This is a genomic window from Bizionia saleffrena, assembly GCF_008086175.1.
GTDB lineage: Bacteria > Bacteroidota > Bacteroidia > Flavobacteriales > Flavobacteriaceae > Bizionia > Bizionia saleffrena.
This window is the reverse complement of the sequence record NZ_VSKM01000001.1, coordinates 337,813-355,264: the sequence shown is the minus strand read 5'-3', so window position 1 is coordinate 355,264 and position 17,452 is coordinate 337,813. Positions and strand designations below refer to the sequence as shown.

The following is a 17,452-nucleotide window of genomic DNA, read 5'->3' as shown; positions in this document are numbered from 1 at the left end:
TTATGACAAATGACAAAGATTGCCTTTGGTGGCGGTTGCCACTGGTGCACAGAAGCGGTGTTTCAATCGTTGAAAGGTGTTACAAAAGTAGAACAAGGTTTTGTGGCTTCAGTAGGAGCGGAGACTGCTTTTTCTGAAGCCGTTATTGTTCATTTTAATCCCAAAGTAATGCCTTTAAATGTACTTACCGAAATTCACTTATTAACGCATAAAAGCACTTCCAATCATTCTATGCGTGAAAAATACCGATCGGCGGTTTATGTGTTTTCGGAGGAATACTATCAAGAAGTCTTGTTGATTTTGGCCACTTTGCAGCTTCAATTCAATGTACCAATTATTACAAAAACATTGTTTTTTGCGGGCTTTAAACCTTCAAAAGAAAAATTTAAAGATTACTATTATAACGATCCCGAAAAGCCTTTCTGTAAAGCGTTTATTACACCCAAGCTACAATTTCTCTTAAAAACATTTACGAATTATGTTATTCCTAGACATAGGGACAATTAGAATTGTAGTTCGTGTTTTGGTATGTTATTTTCCATTTCAAATAACTTAGAGAAATCCATAACATTAGGCATATTATCTAATTTGCAGAGCAAGGCAACGACCAAACAGAGTCCGTTAAATTGAAGATTTTTATCTTTAGGGTTGATTGGTTTATAAGATGTTTTTGTAAGGGGTAGCGCGTAACCACAGCCTTTTAAAAATGTCGCTTCAATATTTAGGAGCTCTATAGGCGTATAGCCGAACACCTTTCTTCCAAAATTCTGATTTAAAGTCCCTAAATAACTCAATTTTAAAGAGCCGTGACTTTCTGTGAGTAGTTTCCAAGTATCTGTGTTGTCGCAAATATTTCCTACAGCGCACTGGATACAGCAATCGGGGTGCAATTCCCCACTATGAAAAGCGTTATACAGTTTTGTTATGGCATGTTCTAATCGTTTTGGAGTTTTCATAACAGTTAATAATTTAAATAGAGTTACAGTAAAATGGCGTAAGTATTTAGTCCCTATTAAGTTATTAAAAATAATTCAATATGTCACGTTTTATTTTTTGAGGCCTAAAAATAAAAAAGCCACTCCTTTCGAAGTAGCTCTTTCACTATTATAATATCGCTTGGTGGTGTTAACTAATAAATTTTAATCAGTACTTTACAGATTGTTATTTATTGTTTTCCACCTCTGTATTAGCCTGAACTTTGCTAAAAAAATCATCTTTTATAGTTCTGTAACTATCTAAATGGACAAGATAACGTAAACGGTAACTTTCGTGCTCCGAGATATACACCATATCGCAGGCCATATCTTCGCACTCTTTTAAGTTAGCACGAGATAAAGAGTACTTTTCGAGGGCCATTTTAAGGACTTCGTTTTTAGCTTTCTTTTCTAAAAAACGTTCTAAAATAGACTCTTTATCTTCGGCTTCGTTTACTTGTTGTTTACATAAACCAATCAGATTATTTAATTCCTTCTCAATATATGTTATATGCGTAATCCAGTTTTCTAACTCAATCGTATTGATTTTGTGAGTCACTTCTAAATCATCATCGTGATTATATATTTCTGTGTTATTGGTATCCATATTTACTATTTTTTATAACAATACATCAATGCCGTTGCTACTTTCTACTTGTTCGACTGCTGTAATTGTAAAATGTTGCTTTCCAGTAGGGAAATCCCAAATTACAGGATCGCCCGTAGCATACCCAAATAAAGCAGCGCCCATTGGAGTAAGAATGGAAATTTTATTTTGTTTAAAATCGCGTTCACTAGGAATAACAATCTGAATTGTTTTTTCCCACCCTTGATCTGAAATTACCGATACTTTGCTATTAAACCTAATAACGTCTAATGGCATTTCGTCTTCGTTTAAAACACGGGCGTCTTTCAACTCCTCGTTTAATTTAATTATCGATTTTTGAATTTCCGAACTTTCCGAATATCCAGACACATTAAGAATGCGTTTTAAATACACATACTCTTTTTTTTCTAAAATTAAATTTTCATACTTCATAATTAGGGTGCTATATAATTAACTATCATGGAAAAATTCCTCTTTGAATATATGCTTTCTCAATTCGTTCTATTGCTATACAGTAAGCAGCAGTTCTCATATCCATAGATTTACTTTCAGAGTAAGCGTGTACTTTATTATAAGATTCTTTTAGTTTCTTATCAAGTTTAGCCATAACCTCGTCAAGCATCCATAATTCACCATTACGATTTTGAAGCCATTCGAAATAACTACCTATAACACCTCCCGAATTACATAAAATATCAGGAATGATTGTGATACCACGTTCTAAAAGAATTTTTTCTCCTTCTACGTTAGTTGGTCCATTTGCTCCTTCAGCAATTAACATCGCTTTGATAGAATGTGCGTTTTTTTCTGTAATTTGGTTTCCTAAGGCAGCAGGAATACAAATATCGCACTCTACGCTAAAAAATTCTTTACCATCTAGAACTTCTGTGTTAGGGAAATCTACTATACTACCATCGTTTGCTTTGCTATAGTTAAATAAATCCGCTACTTTAATACCTTCTTGGTTTTGAATACTTCCAAAAGCATCTTGAACAGCGACTAGTTTAGCTCCTTCAGTTTCTAAGAAATGAGAGGCCCAGTACCCCACATTACCAAAACCTTGAACGATGAATTTTTTACCATTAAGATCTATATTTTTGTTTTCTGCCCAGAATTTAATGGTTAAATACACACCGTAACCTGTTGCGCGATCTCTACCTTCTAATCCACCACTTCCTGCTGGTTTTCCAGTAACGACGTGTTGGTTTGCAGAACGTTCAGCTGGTGGTCTTGTACTCATATAAGTATCTGCCATCCAAGCCATAGTTTGGGCGTTAGTGTTAATATCTGGAGCAGGAATATCGTGTTCTGGTCCTATGTTATCTGCTAAAGCAAAAGTAAAACGTCTTGTAATACGCTCTAATTCGTTTTTAGAATATAATGAAGGATCTAATTGAATACCACCTTTACCGCCACCGTAAGGTAAGCCAGCTAGAGAAGTTTTCCAAGTCATCCACATTGCTAGAGCTCTAGCAGCATCAATATCTACCGTAGGGTGGTAGCGTAAACCTCCTTTATAAGGGCCTAAAGCGTTATTGTGTTGCACTCTGTATCCAGTAAAAATTTCAACATCACCGTTGTCCATTTTTACAGGAAAGTGAACAATAATTTCGTTATTCGTAATACTTAAAATCTTACGAATGCTTGGGTGAAGATTAATTTTGTCTGCAGCTGTATTAAACTGTTCCAAAACGTTCTCCATCATGCCTTTTTTGGCAGCGGGCTTTTTGTCTCCTTTCGCAGTTGTTGCTATTGTCATTGTTTTAAATTTATATTATTTTTTCAGTACTATTTTTATCAATAATCTAAGATAAGCCATTTAAATATAGATGTTTTAAAATCTTATGCTTTTAACGCTTTTAATTTCAAAATGTTAAGATGCCATTTCTAGGGCTGCACTAATTTTAAATGCGACGCTACCGTATTTTAATTTCATAAGGCACTTCCTCATTAATTTCATCAAATTCACTACAAGAAAAAACAAGTTCTTTTAATGTTGTTAGAACACAGGGGTTAACGTGTAAGCAACTTTGACATAAGTTAATAGTGGTAACCTTCATAATGGTATTCGTGCTTTATTGTGTAAGTATGTGCAAGAGGCATACCATAAAATACGTAAATAGATAAAGTTTTGTTTAATCTATTGTTAATGGGGTTAATAAGCAGTAAATAACGGATAGTGCTATTTTATTATGCGGTACAATTCTTCCCGGTTGCGTAAAAATGTCTCGTATTTAAATCGTTATTCAGAAAGTTTTTGTCTGATGGTTTTTCTGTCTATTTGAAGAATTTTAGCAGCCTTTGTTTTGTTATTATTAGTGGCGTTTAACACCTTTTGTATGTATTGTTTTTCCATTTCTTTTAAAGACAAAAGCGCGCCAATTGAAAAGTCTATATTATATTTTAAATGATTGGGAAGATGCGAGACCTCAATATTAGTATCGCACATAATAACGGCATGTTGTAAAATGTTTTCTAATTCTCTAATATTTCCTGGCCAATCGTGCCTTTGAAGGATTTCTAAAGCTTCGGGACTTATTTTAACAAAACGGTCTTTGTATTCTATACCATATTTAAAAAGAAATTTATCGACTAACAACGGGATATCCTCTTTGCGTTCTCTTAACGGTGACACATTAATTTCAACGACCGTTAAACGGTAATACAAATCCTCTCTAAAAAGGTTTTTGTTAATCAGTTCTTTTAAGTCGCTATTGGTAGCCGAAATAATTCTAACATCGATATCTTCCGTTTTTTGCGATCCCACTTTAATTACTTTTTTCTCTTGCAAAACGCGTAATAATCGCGATTGTACGGCTAGTGAAGCGTTACCTATTTCGTCTAAAAAAATAGTGCCGCCATTTGAAGCCTGAAAAAAACCATTCCTATCGTTATCAGCTCCAGTAAAGGCCCCTTTAACGTAACCAAAAAGTTCAGATTCTAATAAGTTTTCTGGAATGGCGCCGCAATTAACAACAATAAAGGGCGCTCTAGAAAATTTGCCTTGATAATGAATAGCACGTGCTACCAACTCTTTACCTGTGCCACTTTCTCCATTTATAAAAATAGTAGCTTTATTGTTTTTTACACGCTTTATAATTTCTATAACGGCGGTTATTTTTTGTGAAGCTCCAATAATTTCCCCATAAGATGTGTTCTCTTTGGGCGCTTCTTTTTGACTATTTTTTTGGAATGTTGGATTACTGGCTAACGATTTATCTACGGCCAATTTGAGTTCGTTTTTTGTAAATGGTTTTGTTAAATATTCTGCAACTCCAGATTTTATGGCACTTAGCGAGTCTTGGACAGAAGGATACCCGGTAACAATTAATTTTGGTAATTTAGGATAATGTTCCGACACAAATTTGATGAGTTCAAACCCATCAATTTCTGGCATTTTAAGATCGGTAATTAACAAATTAATGGTGTTATCTTTTAAAATATTAACGGCCTCGCGTACGGATATAGCTTTGTAAACGTGGTAACCCCAAGTGTGCAAATGGCGTTGCAAGAGCTCTAAAATATTGATATCGTCATCAACAATAAGTATGTTTTCTTTTTTTAAAACCATAATTTATAATTTCGGAATTTTAATAATAAAGACCGCTCCTTTTTTAAGATTGTTTTTAGCTACAATAGTCCCTTTGTGGCTTTTTACAATACCGTGTACCACACTAAGTCCCATTCCTGAACCTTCGCCAGTAGGTTTTGTGGTAAAAAAGGGTTGAAAGATTTTACCAATTGTATCTTTCGTAAATCCGCGACCTTCATCTTTAATGATAATCTTCATTTCCTTCTCTGTCTGGCTGGCTTTTATTGTAATTAAGCCTTTCTCGGGGGTGAAATAAATAGCGTTAATTAATAAGTTGAAAATAATTTGAGTTAACTGAATAGAATCTGCTCTTAATAATAGCTCCTCTTGTTCAATTTTTGCAATATACCGCAGATTTTTTTTCTTAAAAGACGGCTGAAGCAAATTAATAGCATTGTTTATTATAGGTACAATGTTTACTTTTTTCATTTCTTGAGGGATTTCGCAGGCAAAAAACATTAAGTTCTTAACCACTTCTCGAGAGAAAATAGCATTATTTATTATTTTTTGTATATCGGCTTTGGCGTTAGCATCCGTCATTTTTTCTTCCAATAATTCAGCAAATCCTAAAATATTAGCCAACGGTGTATTCAACTCGTGGGCAATGCCTGCGGTAAGTTCTCCCAGAATATTTAAACGGTCGGCACGTTCAATTCGACTATTTAATACTTCTTCATTTTTTTTTAAAGCGATACGCTCTAGAATATTTCCAATTTTAATGGCAACGTTATCTAAAAGCGCTTTTTCTTCAATTAAAAACTCCTCATCCGAATCTATTAAAAAGGCAGAAACTTGTCCGTTTGCTTCATTAAATATTCTAATAGAAACCGCAATTTTATTAGTACTCGTTAAAGGTCCTGTTTTTACGTAAAGATTTAATGTGTCGATTTCAATTTCTATGCGGCCAGGGAATTGAAATCCTTTTTTTAAGCAAATAGCAATGGCCTGTAGCGTATCGTCTATTTCTTTATAATTGGTATTCGATATTATCGACGATATTTCATAAAGACACGTTAGTTCTTTTATACGTTCTTTTAATTCTTCATTATCACGAGTCATTCTTAAATGTTTTAGGCATTACAAATTACACATCAAAATTATGAAAATAGTTTTTAATATGAAGGGTTTATGAGATCCTTCCGAAGTGTATAAAATGGGCACAAAAAAGCAGGTGCATCAAATAGTAATTTGAAAGCACCTGCTTGTATTCTTATTCTCAGATTTTAAATTTAGCTTAATGTTTGCTCACCGCCACCATTAACAAACAGAATCTGTCCACTTGTCCAGCTTGAAATTGGAGCTGCAAAATACAATACCGCTCCTGCAATATCTTCCACTTCTCCTAATCGTTGTAACGGCGTGTGTTTAAGCATTACTTTTTCTATTTCTGGTGTTAAAACCGTACTTAAAGCGTGTGTACGAACAGCACCGGGGCCAATAGCGTTGATACGTATTTCTGGTCCGAAATCGAACGCTAAATTACGCGTCATATGGTTAATTGCAGCTTTAGACGAGGCATAAGCGCTAATGGCTTCACTTTTGTTAATGGACGCCATAGACGACATATTAATAATGCTGCCGTAACCTGCTGTTTTCATATGTGGCGCAGCCAACTGGCACAAACGCCACATACTAAAAACATTCATGTCGTAAACGTGTTTAAATTGGTCTAGGGTAATCTCACTTGGGCTTTCTTTTCCGGCGCGACCGCCACCAACATTGTTGACTAGTATGTGAAGACCACCAAACTCGGCAACCGTTTTATCTATTAAATTTACTAGCGCATCGTCTTTAGTAACGTCGCAATCTACAGCAATGGCTGTACCGCCAGATTTATTAATGGCGTCTGCCGTTTGTTGAGCGGCTTCTAAATTATAATCTGAAACGACAACATTAGCACCGTAAGCAGAAAGTACCTCGCAGCTTGCTTTACCAATACCTGCTGCAGCACCTGTAACAATTGCGGTTTTACCTTTTAAATCGAAAAATTTTGAAGTATCCATAATGTGTTTTTTTATTAAATTAGTATTTTTTAGAAATATATTGCTTCAAAAACAGCCAAAGAAATTTTATCTCCGCTATTTAAGATTAAAGTATCGCCAGTAATGGTATAATTATTTGCGGTATTGAAAATGCTTAATACGTCGGTTTCATTAACGGCGACGTCTTGACATATTTTTAGAGTTGTTGCTAAGTGCTTAAAGCTAATTTTGTTTCCCTTTTCTAGAGTATAGCTTCCTGAGAATGTGTTGCAACCGGCAAAACCTTGAATACGGTGTTCCTCTGTTTTAAGTGTAAAATAGATTTCACGTTCTTGATTTTCTGCCATTACAACTGCTTTACCTTGTAGTGTTTTAAGTTTCCAGTATTTTTCTGTTATGGGGTTATGTACTGTTTTAGAGGATGTAAAAACGGCTAAAACGGCTTTTTTTGTTGTTTTAAGCGTTAAAGTGTCTCCAGAAAGTGTGAAATTATGTGCTAAATTGAAAACTTTAAATAAATGCGACGCATTAATAATAGCATCGGGACACGCCTTACGGGTTGTCGCTAACGGTGAAAATGAAATGATTCCATTATCTGTAACCGTATAGGTTCCTTTAAAGAAATTACAACCAGAATATCCTGTAATGGTATTGTCTGTGCCGTTTAGAGTAAAGCTAATTTTATCCCCATTTAATTGGGATTGCTCTATAATTTTGTCTTCTAGTTTAGACAACTCCCACGAGGTTTCGGTGAGCGTTGTGCTCTCTTTTTCTGTCGACATATTTTCGTGAGACTGTTTTGTCGAGTTACAGCTAAATGCCGTAAAAGCGATGACTGCTATTACTATTAATTTTATTTTCATAGTTATCATTTGTTTTTGTAGTAACAAATATATAATTAGTTCGCAACATAGCGAACCAATCTACTTTAAAGTATTGTTAAAACTTATAAGCTCTAATGCCTGTAGTTTTCCAAGTGTAACTTAGGTTACTAACTAGAAGTAATGAATAGTATAAATTTATAATCTATAAATAATTATATAAAAACACATTTAGTTTATGTCATTTTTTAAAACACTATTCGGTTCCAAAACAGTTGAAAGCGACGTTATTAAGGTACTTTCTTCTTATGACTTTAGAGCGCAAACAGAAAACAAAAACATTCAGTTAATAGATGTTAGAACTCCTAATGAATTTAAATCAGGACATATAAAAGGCGCTAAAAATATAGATTTCTTTTCCGGAAAATTTTCTGCAGAGTTTATTAAACTTAATACAGATTCACCTGTTTACGTATATTGTAGGAGCGGAAGTAGAAGCAAGCAAGCTTCAGTAAAAATTGAAGCGATGGGGTTTACCCAAGTGTACGATCTTAAAGGAGGAATAACAAATTACTAAATAAAGCAAAAAATGAGAACATCACTACTAGAATAAAATTTAAAATGTGGTGGTTGAGCGAATACAATAACTATAAAACTGTCTGATATTAAAACGATTTCGTATATTGATATTGTAATCGACTAGAGTAAAGTATTCTTTAATTACCTAAAAGACGAAGATGCTTTAGTAATAATAGAGACGCTTAAAATTCTAGGCTATCCATCTATAGAAAACAATAATAGTTTGAGCTCTAAAGCGAAGTCGTTTGTGAGTTGTGCGACTGGCAATTTTTTGAATCTAATATAGATTATTCGCGCTATTTGATAAATCTCTATTTTCAATAACAAACAGAAATAATATGAAAAAATATATCATTATTACAGCTTTTATAGCGTTATTTTTAGGTTGTAAAGATTCTAAAAAAGAAGAACTTACTGTTTTTGAAAAACAAATGGAAGCCGAAAATCATCCGGGTAAAAAGTTAATGGAAACCAATTGCTACGTATGCCATAGTCCGTCGGCGAGCCAAAAAGATAGAGTTGGTCCCCCAATGATTGCTATTAAAAGGCACTATTTATCGCCTGAAACTACAAAAGAAGATTTTACTAAAGCGCTACAAGCTTGGATTAAAAATCCTAACGAAAAGGAGGCTAAAATGTTCGGTGCCGTTAAGCGATTTGGCGTGATGCCAAAACAAGTATTCCCTGAGGAAACTATTAAGCAGATAGCAGAGTATATGTATGATTTTGATATCGATGTTCCAGAATGGTTTCAAGAGCATTTTAAAGGTGAAAAAAAAGGAAACAAATCAAGAAATGAAGGCGGTAGAAATAGAGAAGGGAAAAGAATGCAGGCAAACGACCAAAAGCCTTCAAAACACAAATTAAAAGAGAATTTTGATACGTTACCTTATGGAGAACGAGGTTTAAAATATGCTTTAGCGACCAAAGCGGTTTTGGGAAAGAATTTAATGGGAACTATCCAACGCAAAGGAACTATTGAAGCTCTAGCATTTTGCAATGAACAAGCCTATCCATTAACCGATAGTATGTCTGTAGTATATAATGCGAGTATTAAACGCGTCTCTGATAAACCAAGAAATGAAAAAAACAGAACTCGAGGCAAGGAATTAGAGTATATAAATGCGTTTAAAAACGATATAAAGAATCATAAAGAACCGGTGCCCATTGTTGCCGAGCTTGAAAATTCGATACAAGTGTTTTATCCTATTACTACAAACGTTATGTGTTTACAATGCCACGGAAAACCCACTGATGATATAAAAACGCCAATACTAAAAAAAATAAGAGAGCTATACCCCAATGATAAGGCTATTGGTTATGGAGTAAATGAAGTTAGAGGTCTTTGGAATGTTACTTTCGATAAGTAATTCATATAAAAGAATGTTTACTAATTACAATTAATACTTTTAGCGTTGTTATGCCGTTTTAGTCCATCACTCTGCCGCTTTTATACTTAATATTTTGGTTGTTGGAGTTCTATATAAACGGAATTAAGTACTTGTGTAACAAAAGTAGCTGTGTATTACACTAATTATAAGTATATTTAGTTAAAATAAACTACTATGTCTAAAATCGTTATTTTGGGAGCCGGAATTTCTGGTCACGTTGCCGCTTCACATTTAAGAAGAAAATTATCTAAAAACCATAAAGTTGTCGTGGTTTCTCCCAACAGTAATTACCAGTGGATACCCTCTAATATTTGGGTAGGAATTGGTAGAATGAAATCTGAAAAAATTCTATTTCCTTTAGCACCTTTGTACAAAAAGAAGGGTATTGGCTTTAAACAAGCAAAAGCAATTTCGTTTTTTCCTGAAGGAGATAAACACGAACACAAACCGTATGTGTTATCGGAATTTGTAGTGGGAGATAAGAAAGGGCAACAAGAAAAAGTGACTTACGATTATTTAATTAATGCAACGGGACCAAAGCTAAATTTTGAAGGAACGGAAGGTTTAATTCCAGGAAAAAACAAGGCGTATTCTGTTTGCACCTATACACACGCAGACCACGCTTGGGAAGCTTTAAACGCCTTAATTCAAGATATGAAAAAAGGTAAAAAAGCCAAAATATTAATTGGTACGGGGCACGCAAAATCTACCTGTCAAGGTGCCGCGTTCGAGTATATTCTAAATGTTGAACACGAATTACATCGCCATAATGTTCGTGATATGGCTGAGATTACTTGGATTGCAAACGAATATAAATTAGGCGATTTTGGGATGGATGGTATGCTTTTAAGTTATGGAAGTATGACAATGAAATCGAATGAGCTCGTAGAAATGATATTTGAAGATAGAGGTATTAAATGGATAACAGGAGCAGCAGTTAATAAAATTGAAGAGGGTATAGCCCATTACGAGAATCTTGATGGAGAATATAAAACGGAATCTTACGATTTTGCAATGCTTATTCCTTCTTTTTCGGGTCACGGTTTTAAGGCTTATGATAAAAATGAGAATGATATTACCGAAAAATTATTTAAAGGTTTTATGATTGTTGATGCAGATTATACTCAAAAACCTTACGAAGAATGGTCTGTAAAAGATTGGCCAGAAACATATCAAAATCCCAATTATAAAAATATTTTTGCTCCTGGAATTGCTTTTGCACCACCTCATTCCATTTCAAAACCAAGAATCAGTAAAAATGGAACAGATATAACACCCGCTCCACCAAGAACAGGAATGCCTTCTGGTATAACGGCAAAATTGGTTGCAGAAAACATTATAGATTCTATTAAAAACGGAAAAGAATCTTTACATAATAAAGGCTCTATGGGAAATATGGGAGCGGCTTGTATTGCTTCTGCAGGTTTCGGTATAATGAAGGGAAGTGGCGTTAGTATTACTACGTTTCCAATTGTGCCAGATTACGAGAAATACCCAAAAACTCAAGGTAGACACTTAGGCAAAACCTTCGGAGATATTGGTCTTGCAGGACACTGGTTAAAGTTAGCGTTACATTATGCGTTTATCTACAAAGCTAAAATGCGCCCATTTTGGTGGTTGATTCCTGAATAGGAGCCAATCCTAAAGAAGTTAATATTTAAAAAAAATAAGGAGCTATTAAAAGCTAATTCATAAATAGAAATCAATCTATATAAAGTTGATTTCTGAACAAAATATATTATGACAGAAAGAATATCCGGATATCAGAGATTTAAAATGACAAATCCCATCATTCAGTTTTTTAAATTCATTTATTTAAGTATAAAAATAATGTTTATTGTTGCGGGAGGTCACGGTGGCACCAGAAAAGCCGTTTAAAATATTTGTCTGCACTTATTATTTCATTATTGTTATATACTTATTAGTATAAGATTAATTTCTTAATTAACAGTTTATTTTAATCTGGAATAACACTAAATGAATTTTAAAATGAGTTCTAAATAGATTTTGAGGTTACCATTTTGATTCCCATTGTGGTCATCTTATCCTTAATTTCTATAAATGCTTTCTCATCTATTGCTTTAGAGGCATCCTCAATAAAAAAACAGGTAAAGCCTTCTTTAGACGCATCAAAAGCCGAGAAGTAAACACAAATATCTGCGGCTAAACCGCATAAATAAAGTTTTGTCGTTCCCTTTTCCTTTAAATAACCTGATAAACCTGTGGATTTTAAATGTCCGTTGTCATAAAATGCACTGTAGCTATCCATCTCTTTATCTGTGCCTTTTCTAAAAATAGCTTCAAATTTATTAGAATCTAAATCAGGATGAAATTCAGCACCCACTGTTCCTTGCACGCAATGCTCTGGCCATAAGGTTTGAGTCTTTCCCTGTAATTCTATTTTATCAAAGTCGGATTTTCCTTTGTGATTTGCGGCAAAACTTATATGATTTGCTGGATGCCAATCTTGCGAAGCGATTATCAAATCAAATTTAGTTTGTATGCTATTAATTACAGGCACAATCGTGTCTCCAAAAGGAACCGATAGAGATCCGCTTGGCATAAAGTCGTTTTGCACATCAATTATTAGTAGTGTTTTCATAGAGAGCCTTTTTTATTTTGAAATAATTTGTGAAACTGTTTTGGTCTTGAAGGTTTAATTACTTCGATCTTAAATATTATGTTTTCGAACTAATTTATCGCGTTCTTGTTTTAGTTGACTGCTGAGACCTATTTTGTAGATATGCGGATTTTGAAACCGTTTGTACTCTTCAGGAAGTTTCTCTAATCTCGATTTGGAATATTCAGCAATTTCGGTAACGGAGCGCGGTGGTACTGCTCTTTCGCCATTCTCCATCACCATTTTAAGCAAAGACTCATATTTAAAAGAGCTGAGGTCTAAAATTTTTGTAGCATCAAAAGGATGTTCCATTTGCGTTATATTGTCTTCAGTAAACAGGGCTACTGCATCTGCACCATAAAAATTCCCGTCGCTGTCTAGCATTCTGTACACTTGCTTTTTATAGGGCAAGGAGACCTTAATGAGGTCTTCAGATAGCTTGATTCTCGGTGTATCGTTATATTCTACTAATTTATAGACGCCGCCCAATGCGGCATCTGGTTTTCCTGTGACAAGATTTGTACCAACGCCAAAGATATCAATGGGAGCCCCTTGTTCTTTTAGACTTTTTATTACAAACTCGTCTAATTGGTTCGAAGCGGCAATTTTTACATAACCCAAATTGGCGTCGTTTAGTATTGCGCGCGTTTTTTTAGATAAATATGCTAAATCGCCACTATCTAAACGCACTCCTAACAACTGCTCTCCTCTACGTTCCATTTCTTTGGCTACCGTAATGGCATTTGGTAGTCCGCTTTGCAGCGTATTATAGGTGTCTAATAAGAGCACACAATTTTCTGGTCGCACCTTTGCGAAATCACGAAATGCTTGTAATTCGTTTTCATAACTTTGTATAAATGAGTGTGCCATAGTGCCTGAAGATGGAATATTATAATCTTCGGCTGCCTTTACATTACTTGTAGCGTTAAAACCGCCAATAGCAGCAGCTCTAGACGCATAATGGCCTCCAGTGGCATGCGCGCGACGCAAGCCCATATCTAATAAAACACCATCTTTAGCACTATGTCGTATTCTGCTAGCCTTTGTGGCAATCAGTGTCTGAAAATTGAGCATATTCAGCAAAAGGGTCTCTATAATCTGTGCTTCAATAATGTTGGCTTCTACCTGTAAAATAGGACGGTTTGGAAATACCACATCGCCTTCATTACTTGAACGTATGTTTCCGCGAAATCGAAAATCCTTTAAGTAATTAATAAAGTTCTTTTCAAATCCCTGTTGCTCTAAATAGTCTAGGTCGGTAGATGAAAATTTTAAATTTTCAAGAATATCTAATACATCTTCAAGTCCTGCAAAAATGGAGTAGCCACTAGAGTAGGGGTTATGTCGATAATAATAATCGAATACTGCGCGTCCATTGGGTTTTGTTTCAAAATACACTTGAGCCATTGTGATTTGATAGAGATCGGTGTAAGCTGCAGTAATAATCATAAGACTTTAATTTTAGTTTGACAAGATATTCAAAATTTGAAAGATTACTCGTAAACGATTCGAAAGAAATTAGGGGAAAGGATTTATAAAAATTAGCAAGAGATATCTATACCTATTTAAATGATTTGTGGCCTTTAAATCAATTTTATAATATTAAAAATAGTGAATAAACGCATATCAATGCCGTTGAAAATTTATTAATTCAGTATAACATTGAGTATACTATTTTGTCTTTTGGTGAGTTTGCAACTCAGGATTTATAAGATTTTATGATCAATTTGATTTTGACGGAGCAGTAAGTGAAACCAATGCTTTAACATAGGTGCAACCATAGAAAATTCAGACATTATATATTTACAAGAGTATATAAATACTACAGAAAACACGTCGTTAACCGCTGTCTTTGAAAGTTTAGAATGTGGTTCTCGCAATCATTTAAGAAAATTTGTTTAAGTATAGAAAACAATGGCAATACTAACAGACCTCAGTTTTTAAGTCAGGGGTGTATAACACTATTATAAATGGAAGGAATGAACACTGTAATTAGTTTAAGAGTTATTTAAAATACACCTTTCTTTAAAGGTACTCAGTGTTTTTCATGAAATTTAAACAGTTCAAAAAGACCTTAGTTTGCGTCGATGATAACAAGGTCATTATTTTAATGCCTTTTGTTTACACTCACAGTCCGCATACCAATTGATTTGGATCAATCAATTCAATTAAGAGCTGCTTAAAATGTTGTTTTTTTAAGTGAGCTAGTAATGTTTTGGAAAAGAACATTATGTATTACCAAAAAACGGACTATACTTTGTTATAAAAGCCTACCTTAGTTGGTAACTTATGTTACTGATTACTGTTTTTAACAATTCTATCTTTGTAATAGACATAAACAACCACTTAATGAAAAAACATTTTTATATATCACTTTTAATGGCTGCGCTAACATTTTCTTCTCAAGCGCAGGAGCTAGTGCCCATAACAAAAACAGAAGTCTTGTCTAAAGTGTCAGAAAATAACAATAGTATTAAGATTTCTGAACAGGAATTTAATGTCGCTAGAGCAGAGTACCGACAAACAAATGCGGTGTTTTTACCAAATATTACCGCAAGTCATACCGCAATGGCTACTACAAATCCTTTAATGGCTTTTGGCTCTAAACTCAATCAGGAGATTTTAACCTCAAGCGATTTCAATCCGGCGCAGTTAAACAATCCGTCACAAATTGAAAACTACACGACTAAATTTGAAATTGTGCAACCGCTTATCAATTTAGACGGTATTTACCACCGTAAAGCCGCCAAGTCTAAAATGGAAGCTATGTCTTTAAAAACAACGCGCACACAAGAGTATTTGGTGTTCGAAGTCGAGAAAGCCTATATGCAGTTACAACTCGCTTATAAAGCAGTAGATGTTTTAGCAAAAGCGCGCGATGCTGCCAATGCCAATTTAAAATTAGCAAATAACAGTTTTAAACAAGGGTATTTGCAACGTGCCGATGTATTAACTGTTGAGGTGCGCGTTACCGAAGTTCAAAATCAATTATACAATGCTAAAAGTAATGTGCAAAATGCGTCGAATTATTTGTCTTTTTTAATGAATGACGATGCGTATGTTATGTACACACCAATAGATAGTTTGGCGGTTACAAAGCTTACAGTAGAAAATAAAATAATTTCTGAAAACCGCTCAGATATTAAAGCGATGCAATTAGCATCAAATGCTTATGAATCTATGAATAAAGCCAATAAATTGGCGTTTTTACCACGGCTCAACGCGTTTGGAAGTTACGAGTTATATGATGACAAAGTATTTCAAGGTGATGCCAATGGTTATTTGTTTGGAGCACAACTAACGTGGGATATTTTTCAAGGAGCACAACGTTTTGGAAAAGTTGAAAAAAGTAAAGCACAGTTTGAAAAATCTAAATTAGAATACCAGCACTATGTTTCGCAAAGTAATCTAGATTTAAACAAAGCAAAACGTGCTTTTTTAGATGCTGAAAATAAATTAAAACTAACCACTTTAGCTTTAGAGCAGTCTGAAGAATCCTTAAGAATTCGTACTAACAGATTTAAAGAAGGTTTAGAAAAAACTTCCGATTTACTGCTAGCCGAAACACAATTCGCACAAAAGCAATTAGAATATTACCAAACAATTTTTGAATATAATTATACGCAAGCCTATTTACAATTTTTAACTAAAGAGTAGGTGCTTTAGAGTGAATAAACGATAAAATAAAAGTACAAAGAAAAGACGCGAATAGAGCCTTAAAAGCTATATAATCAGGTGGTTATTTGAGCTCTTGGCTATAAATCAAAACTAATTAAAATGAAAAACTACATATACCTATTTACCCTAACCGCTGCATCGTTATTTATTACTAGCTGTGGTAACGAAGACCAAAAAGCGGTTGTCGATAATTCGCCAGCAATTGCAGTGAAAGTAAATCAAGTAAAAGCAAACGGTAACGATCCGTTTTTAAGTGTTAGCGGAAAAATTCAAGCTTCGAATAGAGCGGAGTTAAGTACTAGAATGATGGGGTATGTTAAAGAAGTACACGTTAATGTGGGAGATACAGTACGTAAAGGACAGTTATTAGTTTCTATAAGTAATGCCGATTTACAAGCTAAAAGAGCTCAAGTAAACGCGGGGATAACCCAAGCTACTGTTGGGTATAATACGGCGCAAAAGGAGTATAACCGTTTTAAAAATTTGTATGCAGACAATAGTGCGTCGCAAAAAGAAATGGAGGATATGACGGCTAATTTTGAAATGGCAAAAGCACGTTTAGAATCGGCAAACCAAATGAAAAACGAAATCAACGCACAGTTAGCGTACAGTAATATTACGGCACCTTTTGGTGGTACTGTAACTAGTAAAAACGTGGAGACTGGAAATATGGCAAATCCAGGAGTGTCTTTACTAAGTATAGAAACCCCGGGAAACTTTGAAGTGATGGCAATGGTGCCTGAAACCGAAATTTCTGAAATTGTAAAAGGAACCGCTGTTGCTGTATTAGTAAAAGCAATTGGCAAAACCTTAATAGGAAATGTAGCTGAGGTAAGTACTTCTTCTAAAAACACCGGAGGACAATATTTGGTAAAAATAGATTTAGATAAAACCGAGGCTAATATTTTATCTGGAATGTTTTCAACGGTTCAGTTTCCTGTGGAAAGAAAAGCAGAATTAGAATTAGTTTTAATTCCAACCGAAGTTATTATTACGAAGGGACAATTATCTGGCATTTATACGGTAAGCCAAACTAATACGGCGTTGCTACGTTGGTTGCGTTTAGGCAGAACGTATGGCGATCAGGTTGAAGTTTTATCTGGTTTAAATGCGGATGAAGCCTATATTGTTTCTGCTGAAGGAAAACTTTACAACGGCGTTAAAATTTCAATTCAATAACTAAAAAGTTGCGTTAAGGATAGAAGAGA

18 protein-coding genes are annotated in these 17,452 nt (G+C 34.5%); 8 read left to right on the top strand and 10 right to left on the bottom strand.

Going from position 1 to position 17,452, the window contains the following annotated elements; all coding sequences use genetic code 11:
* The first annotated feature begins 9 nt into the window (after window positions 1–9).
* A complete protein-coding gene (locus tag ES676_RS01570) occupies window positions 10–507 on the top strand; it encodes a peptide-methionine (S)-S-oxide reductase (RefSeq protein WP_148368272.1) in 498 nt (165 codons plus the stop codon).
* On the opposite strand, the gene ES676_RS01565 is transcribed toward ES676_RS01570, so the two are convergent.
* The 8 genes from ES676_RS01565 to ES676_RS01530 all read right to left on the bottom strand — a co-directional run bounded on the left by ES676_RS01565 (window position 504) and on the right by ES676_RS01530 (window position 8,018).
* Window positions 504–956: a Na(+)-translocating NADH-quinone reductase subunit F gene (locus tag ES676_RS01565; protein ID WP_148368271.1), complete on the bottom strand. Its 453-nt coding sequence runs from the start codon at window positions 954–956 to the stop codon at window positions 504–506. The genes ES676_RS01570 and ES676_RS01565 overlap by 4 nt on opposite strands.
* Before the next feature lie 205 nt (window positions 957–1,161).
* On the bottom strand, window positions 1,162–1,581 hold the full coding sequence (locus ES676_RS01560; RefSeq protein ID WP_148368270.1) for a hypothetical protein: 420 nt from the start codon (window positions 1,579–1,581) through the stop codon (window positions 1,162–1,164).
* Window positions 1,582–1,593: 12 nt separating this feature from the next.
* Entirely contained in the window at window positions 1,594–2,013 is a 420-nt protein-coding gene (locus tag ES676_RS01555; RefSeq protein ID WP_148368269.1) for a GreA/GreB family elongation factor, read from the bottom strand.
* Window positions 2,014–2,038: 25 nt separating this feature from the next.
* Complete coding sequence (locus tag ES676_RS01550; RefSeq protein ID WP_148368268.1) at window positions 2,039–3,340, bottom strand: Glu/Leu/Phe/Val family dehydrogenase; 1,302 nt, start codon at window positions 3,338–3,340, stop codon at window positions 2,039–2,041.
* Between the two features lie 483 nt (window positions 3,341–3,823).
* Entirely contained in the window at window positions 3,824–5,152 is a 1,329-nt protein-coding gene (locus tag ES676_RS01545) for a sigma-54-dependent transcriptional regulator (RefSeq protein WP_148368267.1), read from the bottom strand.
* A gap of 3 nt (window positions 5,153–5,155) precedes the next feature.
* Window positions 5,156–6,232: a sensor histidine kinase gene (locus tag ES676_RS01540; protein WP_148368266.1), complete on the bottom strand. Its 1,077-nt coding sequence runs from the start codon at window positions 6,230–6,232 to the stop codon at window positions 5,156–5,158.
* Window positions 6,233–6,402: 170 nt separating this feature from the next.
* The gene (locus ES676_RS01535) at window positions 6,403–7,176 is read right to left on the bottom strand and encodes a glucose 1-dehydrogenase (RefSeq protein WP_148368265.1); all 774 of its coding nucleotides are present in this window, start codon (window positions 7,174–7,176) and stop codon (window positions 6,403–6,405) included.
* Window positions 7,177–7,205: 29 nt separating this feature from the next.
* Entirely contained in the window at window positions 7,206–8,018 is an 813-nt protein-coding gene (locus ES676_RS01530; protein WP_148368264.1) for an META domain-containing protein, read from the bottom strand.
* Window positions 8,019–8,214: 196 nt separating this feature from the next.
* Between ES676_RS01530 and ES676_RS01525 the strand changes: the two genes are divergently transcribed.
* The 4 genes from ES676_RS01525 to ES676_RS14600 all read left to right on the top strand — a co-directional run bounded on the left by ES676_RS01525 (window position 8,215) and on the right by ES676_RS14600 (window position 11,824).
* A complete protein-coding gene (locus ES676_RS01525; RefSeq protein WP_148368263.1) occupies window positions 8,215–8,553 on the top strand; it encodes a rhodanese-like domain-containing protein in 339 nt (112 codons plus the stop codon).
* Window positions 8,554–8,893: 340 nt separating this feature from the next.
* Complete coding sequence (locus ES676_RS01515) at window positions 8,894–9,925, top strand: c-type heme family protein (RefSeq protein ID WP_148368262.1); 1,032 nt, start codon at window positions 8,894–8,896, stop codon at window positions 9,923–9,925.
* 195 nt (window positions 9,926–10,120) lie between these two features.
* Complete coding sequence (locus tag ES676_RS01510) at window positions 10,121–11,578, top strand: NAD(P)/FAD-dependent oxidoreductase (RefSeq protein WP_148368261.1); 1,458 nt, start codon at window positions 10,121–10,123, stop codon at window positions 11,576–11,578.
* A 108-nt stretch (window positions 11,579–11,686) separates the two neighbouring features.
* Complete coding sequence (locus ES676_RS14600) at window positions 11,687–11,824, top strand: hypothetical protein (RefSeq protein ID WP_170234401.1); 138 nt, start codon at window positions 11,687–11,689, stop codon at window positions 11,822–11,824.
* A gap of 118 nt (window positions 11,825–11,942) precedes the next feature.
* Here the strand turns inward: ES676_RS14600 and pncA are convergent, their stop codons facing one another.
* On the bottom strand, window positions 11,943–12,548 hold the full coding sequence (gene pncA / locus ES676_RS01505) for a bifunctional nicotinamidase/pyrazinamidase (protein WP_148368260.1): 606 nt from the start codon (window positions 12,546–12,548) through the stop codon (window positions 11,943–11,945).
* A 69-nt stretch (window positions 12,549–12,617) separates the two neighbouring features.
* A complete protein-coding gene (locus tag ES676_RS01500) occupies window positions 12,618–14,015 on the bottom strand; it encodes a nicotinate phosphoribosyltransferase (protein WP_148368259.1) in 1,398 nt (465 codons plus the stop codon).
* Window positions 14,016–14,333: 318 nt separating this feature from the next.
* Here ES676_RS01500 and ES676_RS15220 point away from each other — a divergent pair, with 318 nt between their 5' ends.
* The 3 genes from ES676_RS15220 (at window position 14,334) to ES676_RS01485 (ending at window position 17,423) form a co-directional block, all read left to right on the top strand.
* Window positions 14,334–14,468: a DUF2202 domain-containing protein gene (locus ES676_RS15220; protein ID WP_148368305.1), complete on the top strand. Its 135-nt coding sequence runs from the start codon at window positions 14,334–14,336 to the stop codon at window positions 14,466–14,468.
* A 447-nt stretch (window positions 14,469–14,915) separates the two neighbouring features.
* Window positions 14,916–16,223, top strand: coding sequence for a TolC family protein (locus tag ES676_RS01490; protein WP_148368258.1), 1,308 nt, complete (start codon window positions 14,916–14,918; stop codon window positions 16,221–16,223).
* Window positions 16,224–16,343: 120 nt separating this feature from the next.
* Entirely contained in the window at window positions 16,344–17,423 is a 1,080-nt protein-coding gene (locus tag ES676_RS01485) for an efflux RND transporter periplasmic adaptor subunit (protein ID WP_148368257.1), read from the top strand.
* The last annotated feature ends 29 nt before the right edge of the window (window positions 17,424–17,452 follow it).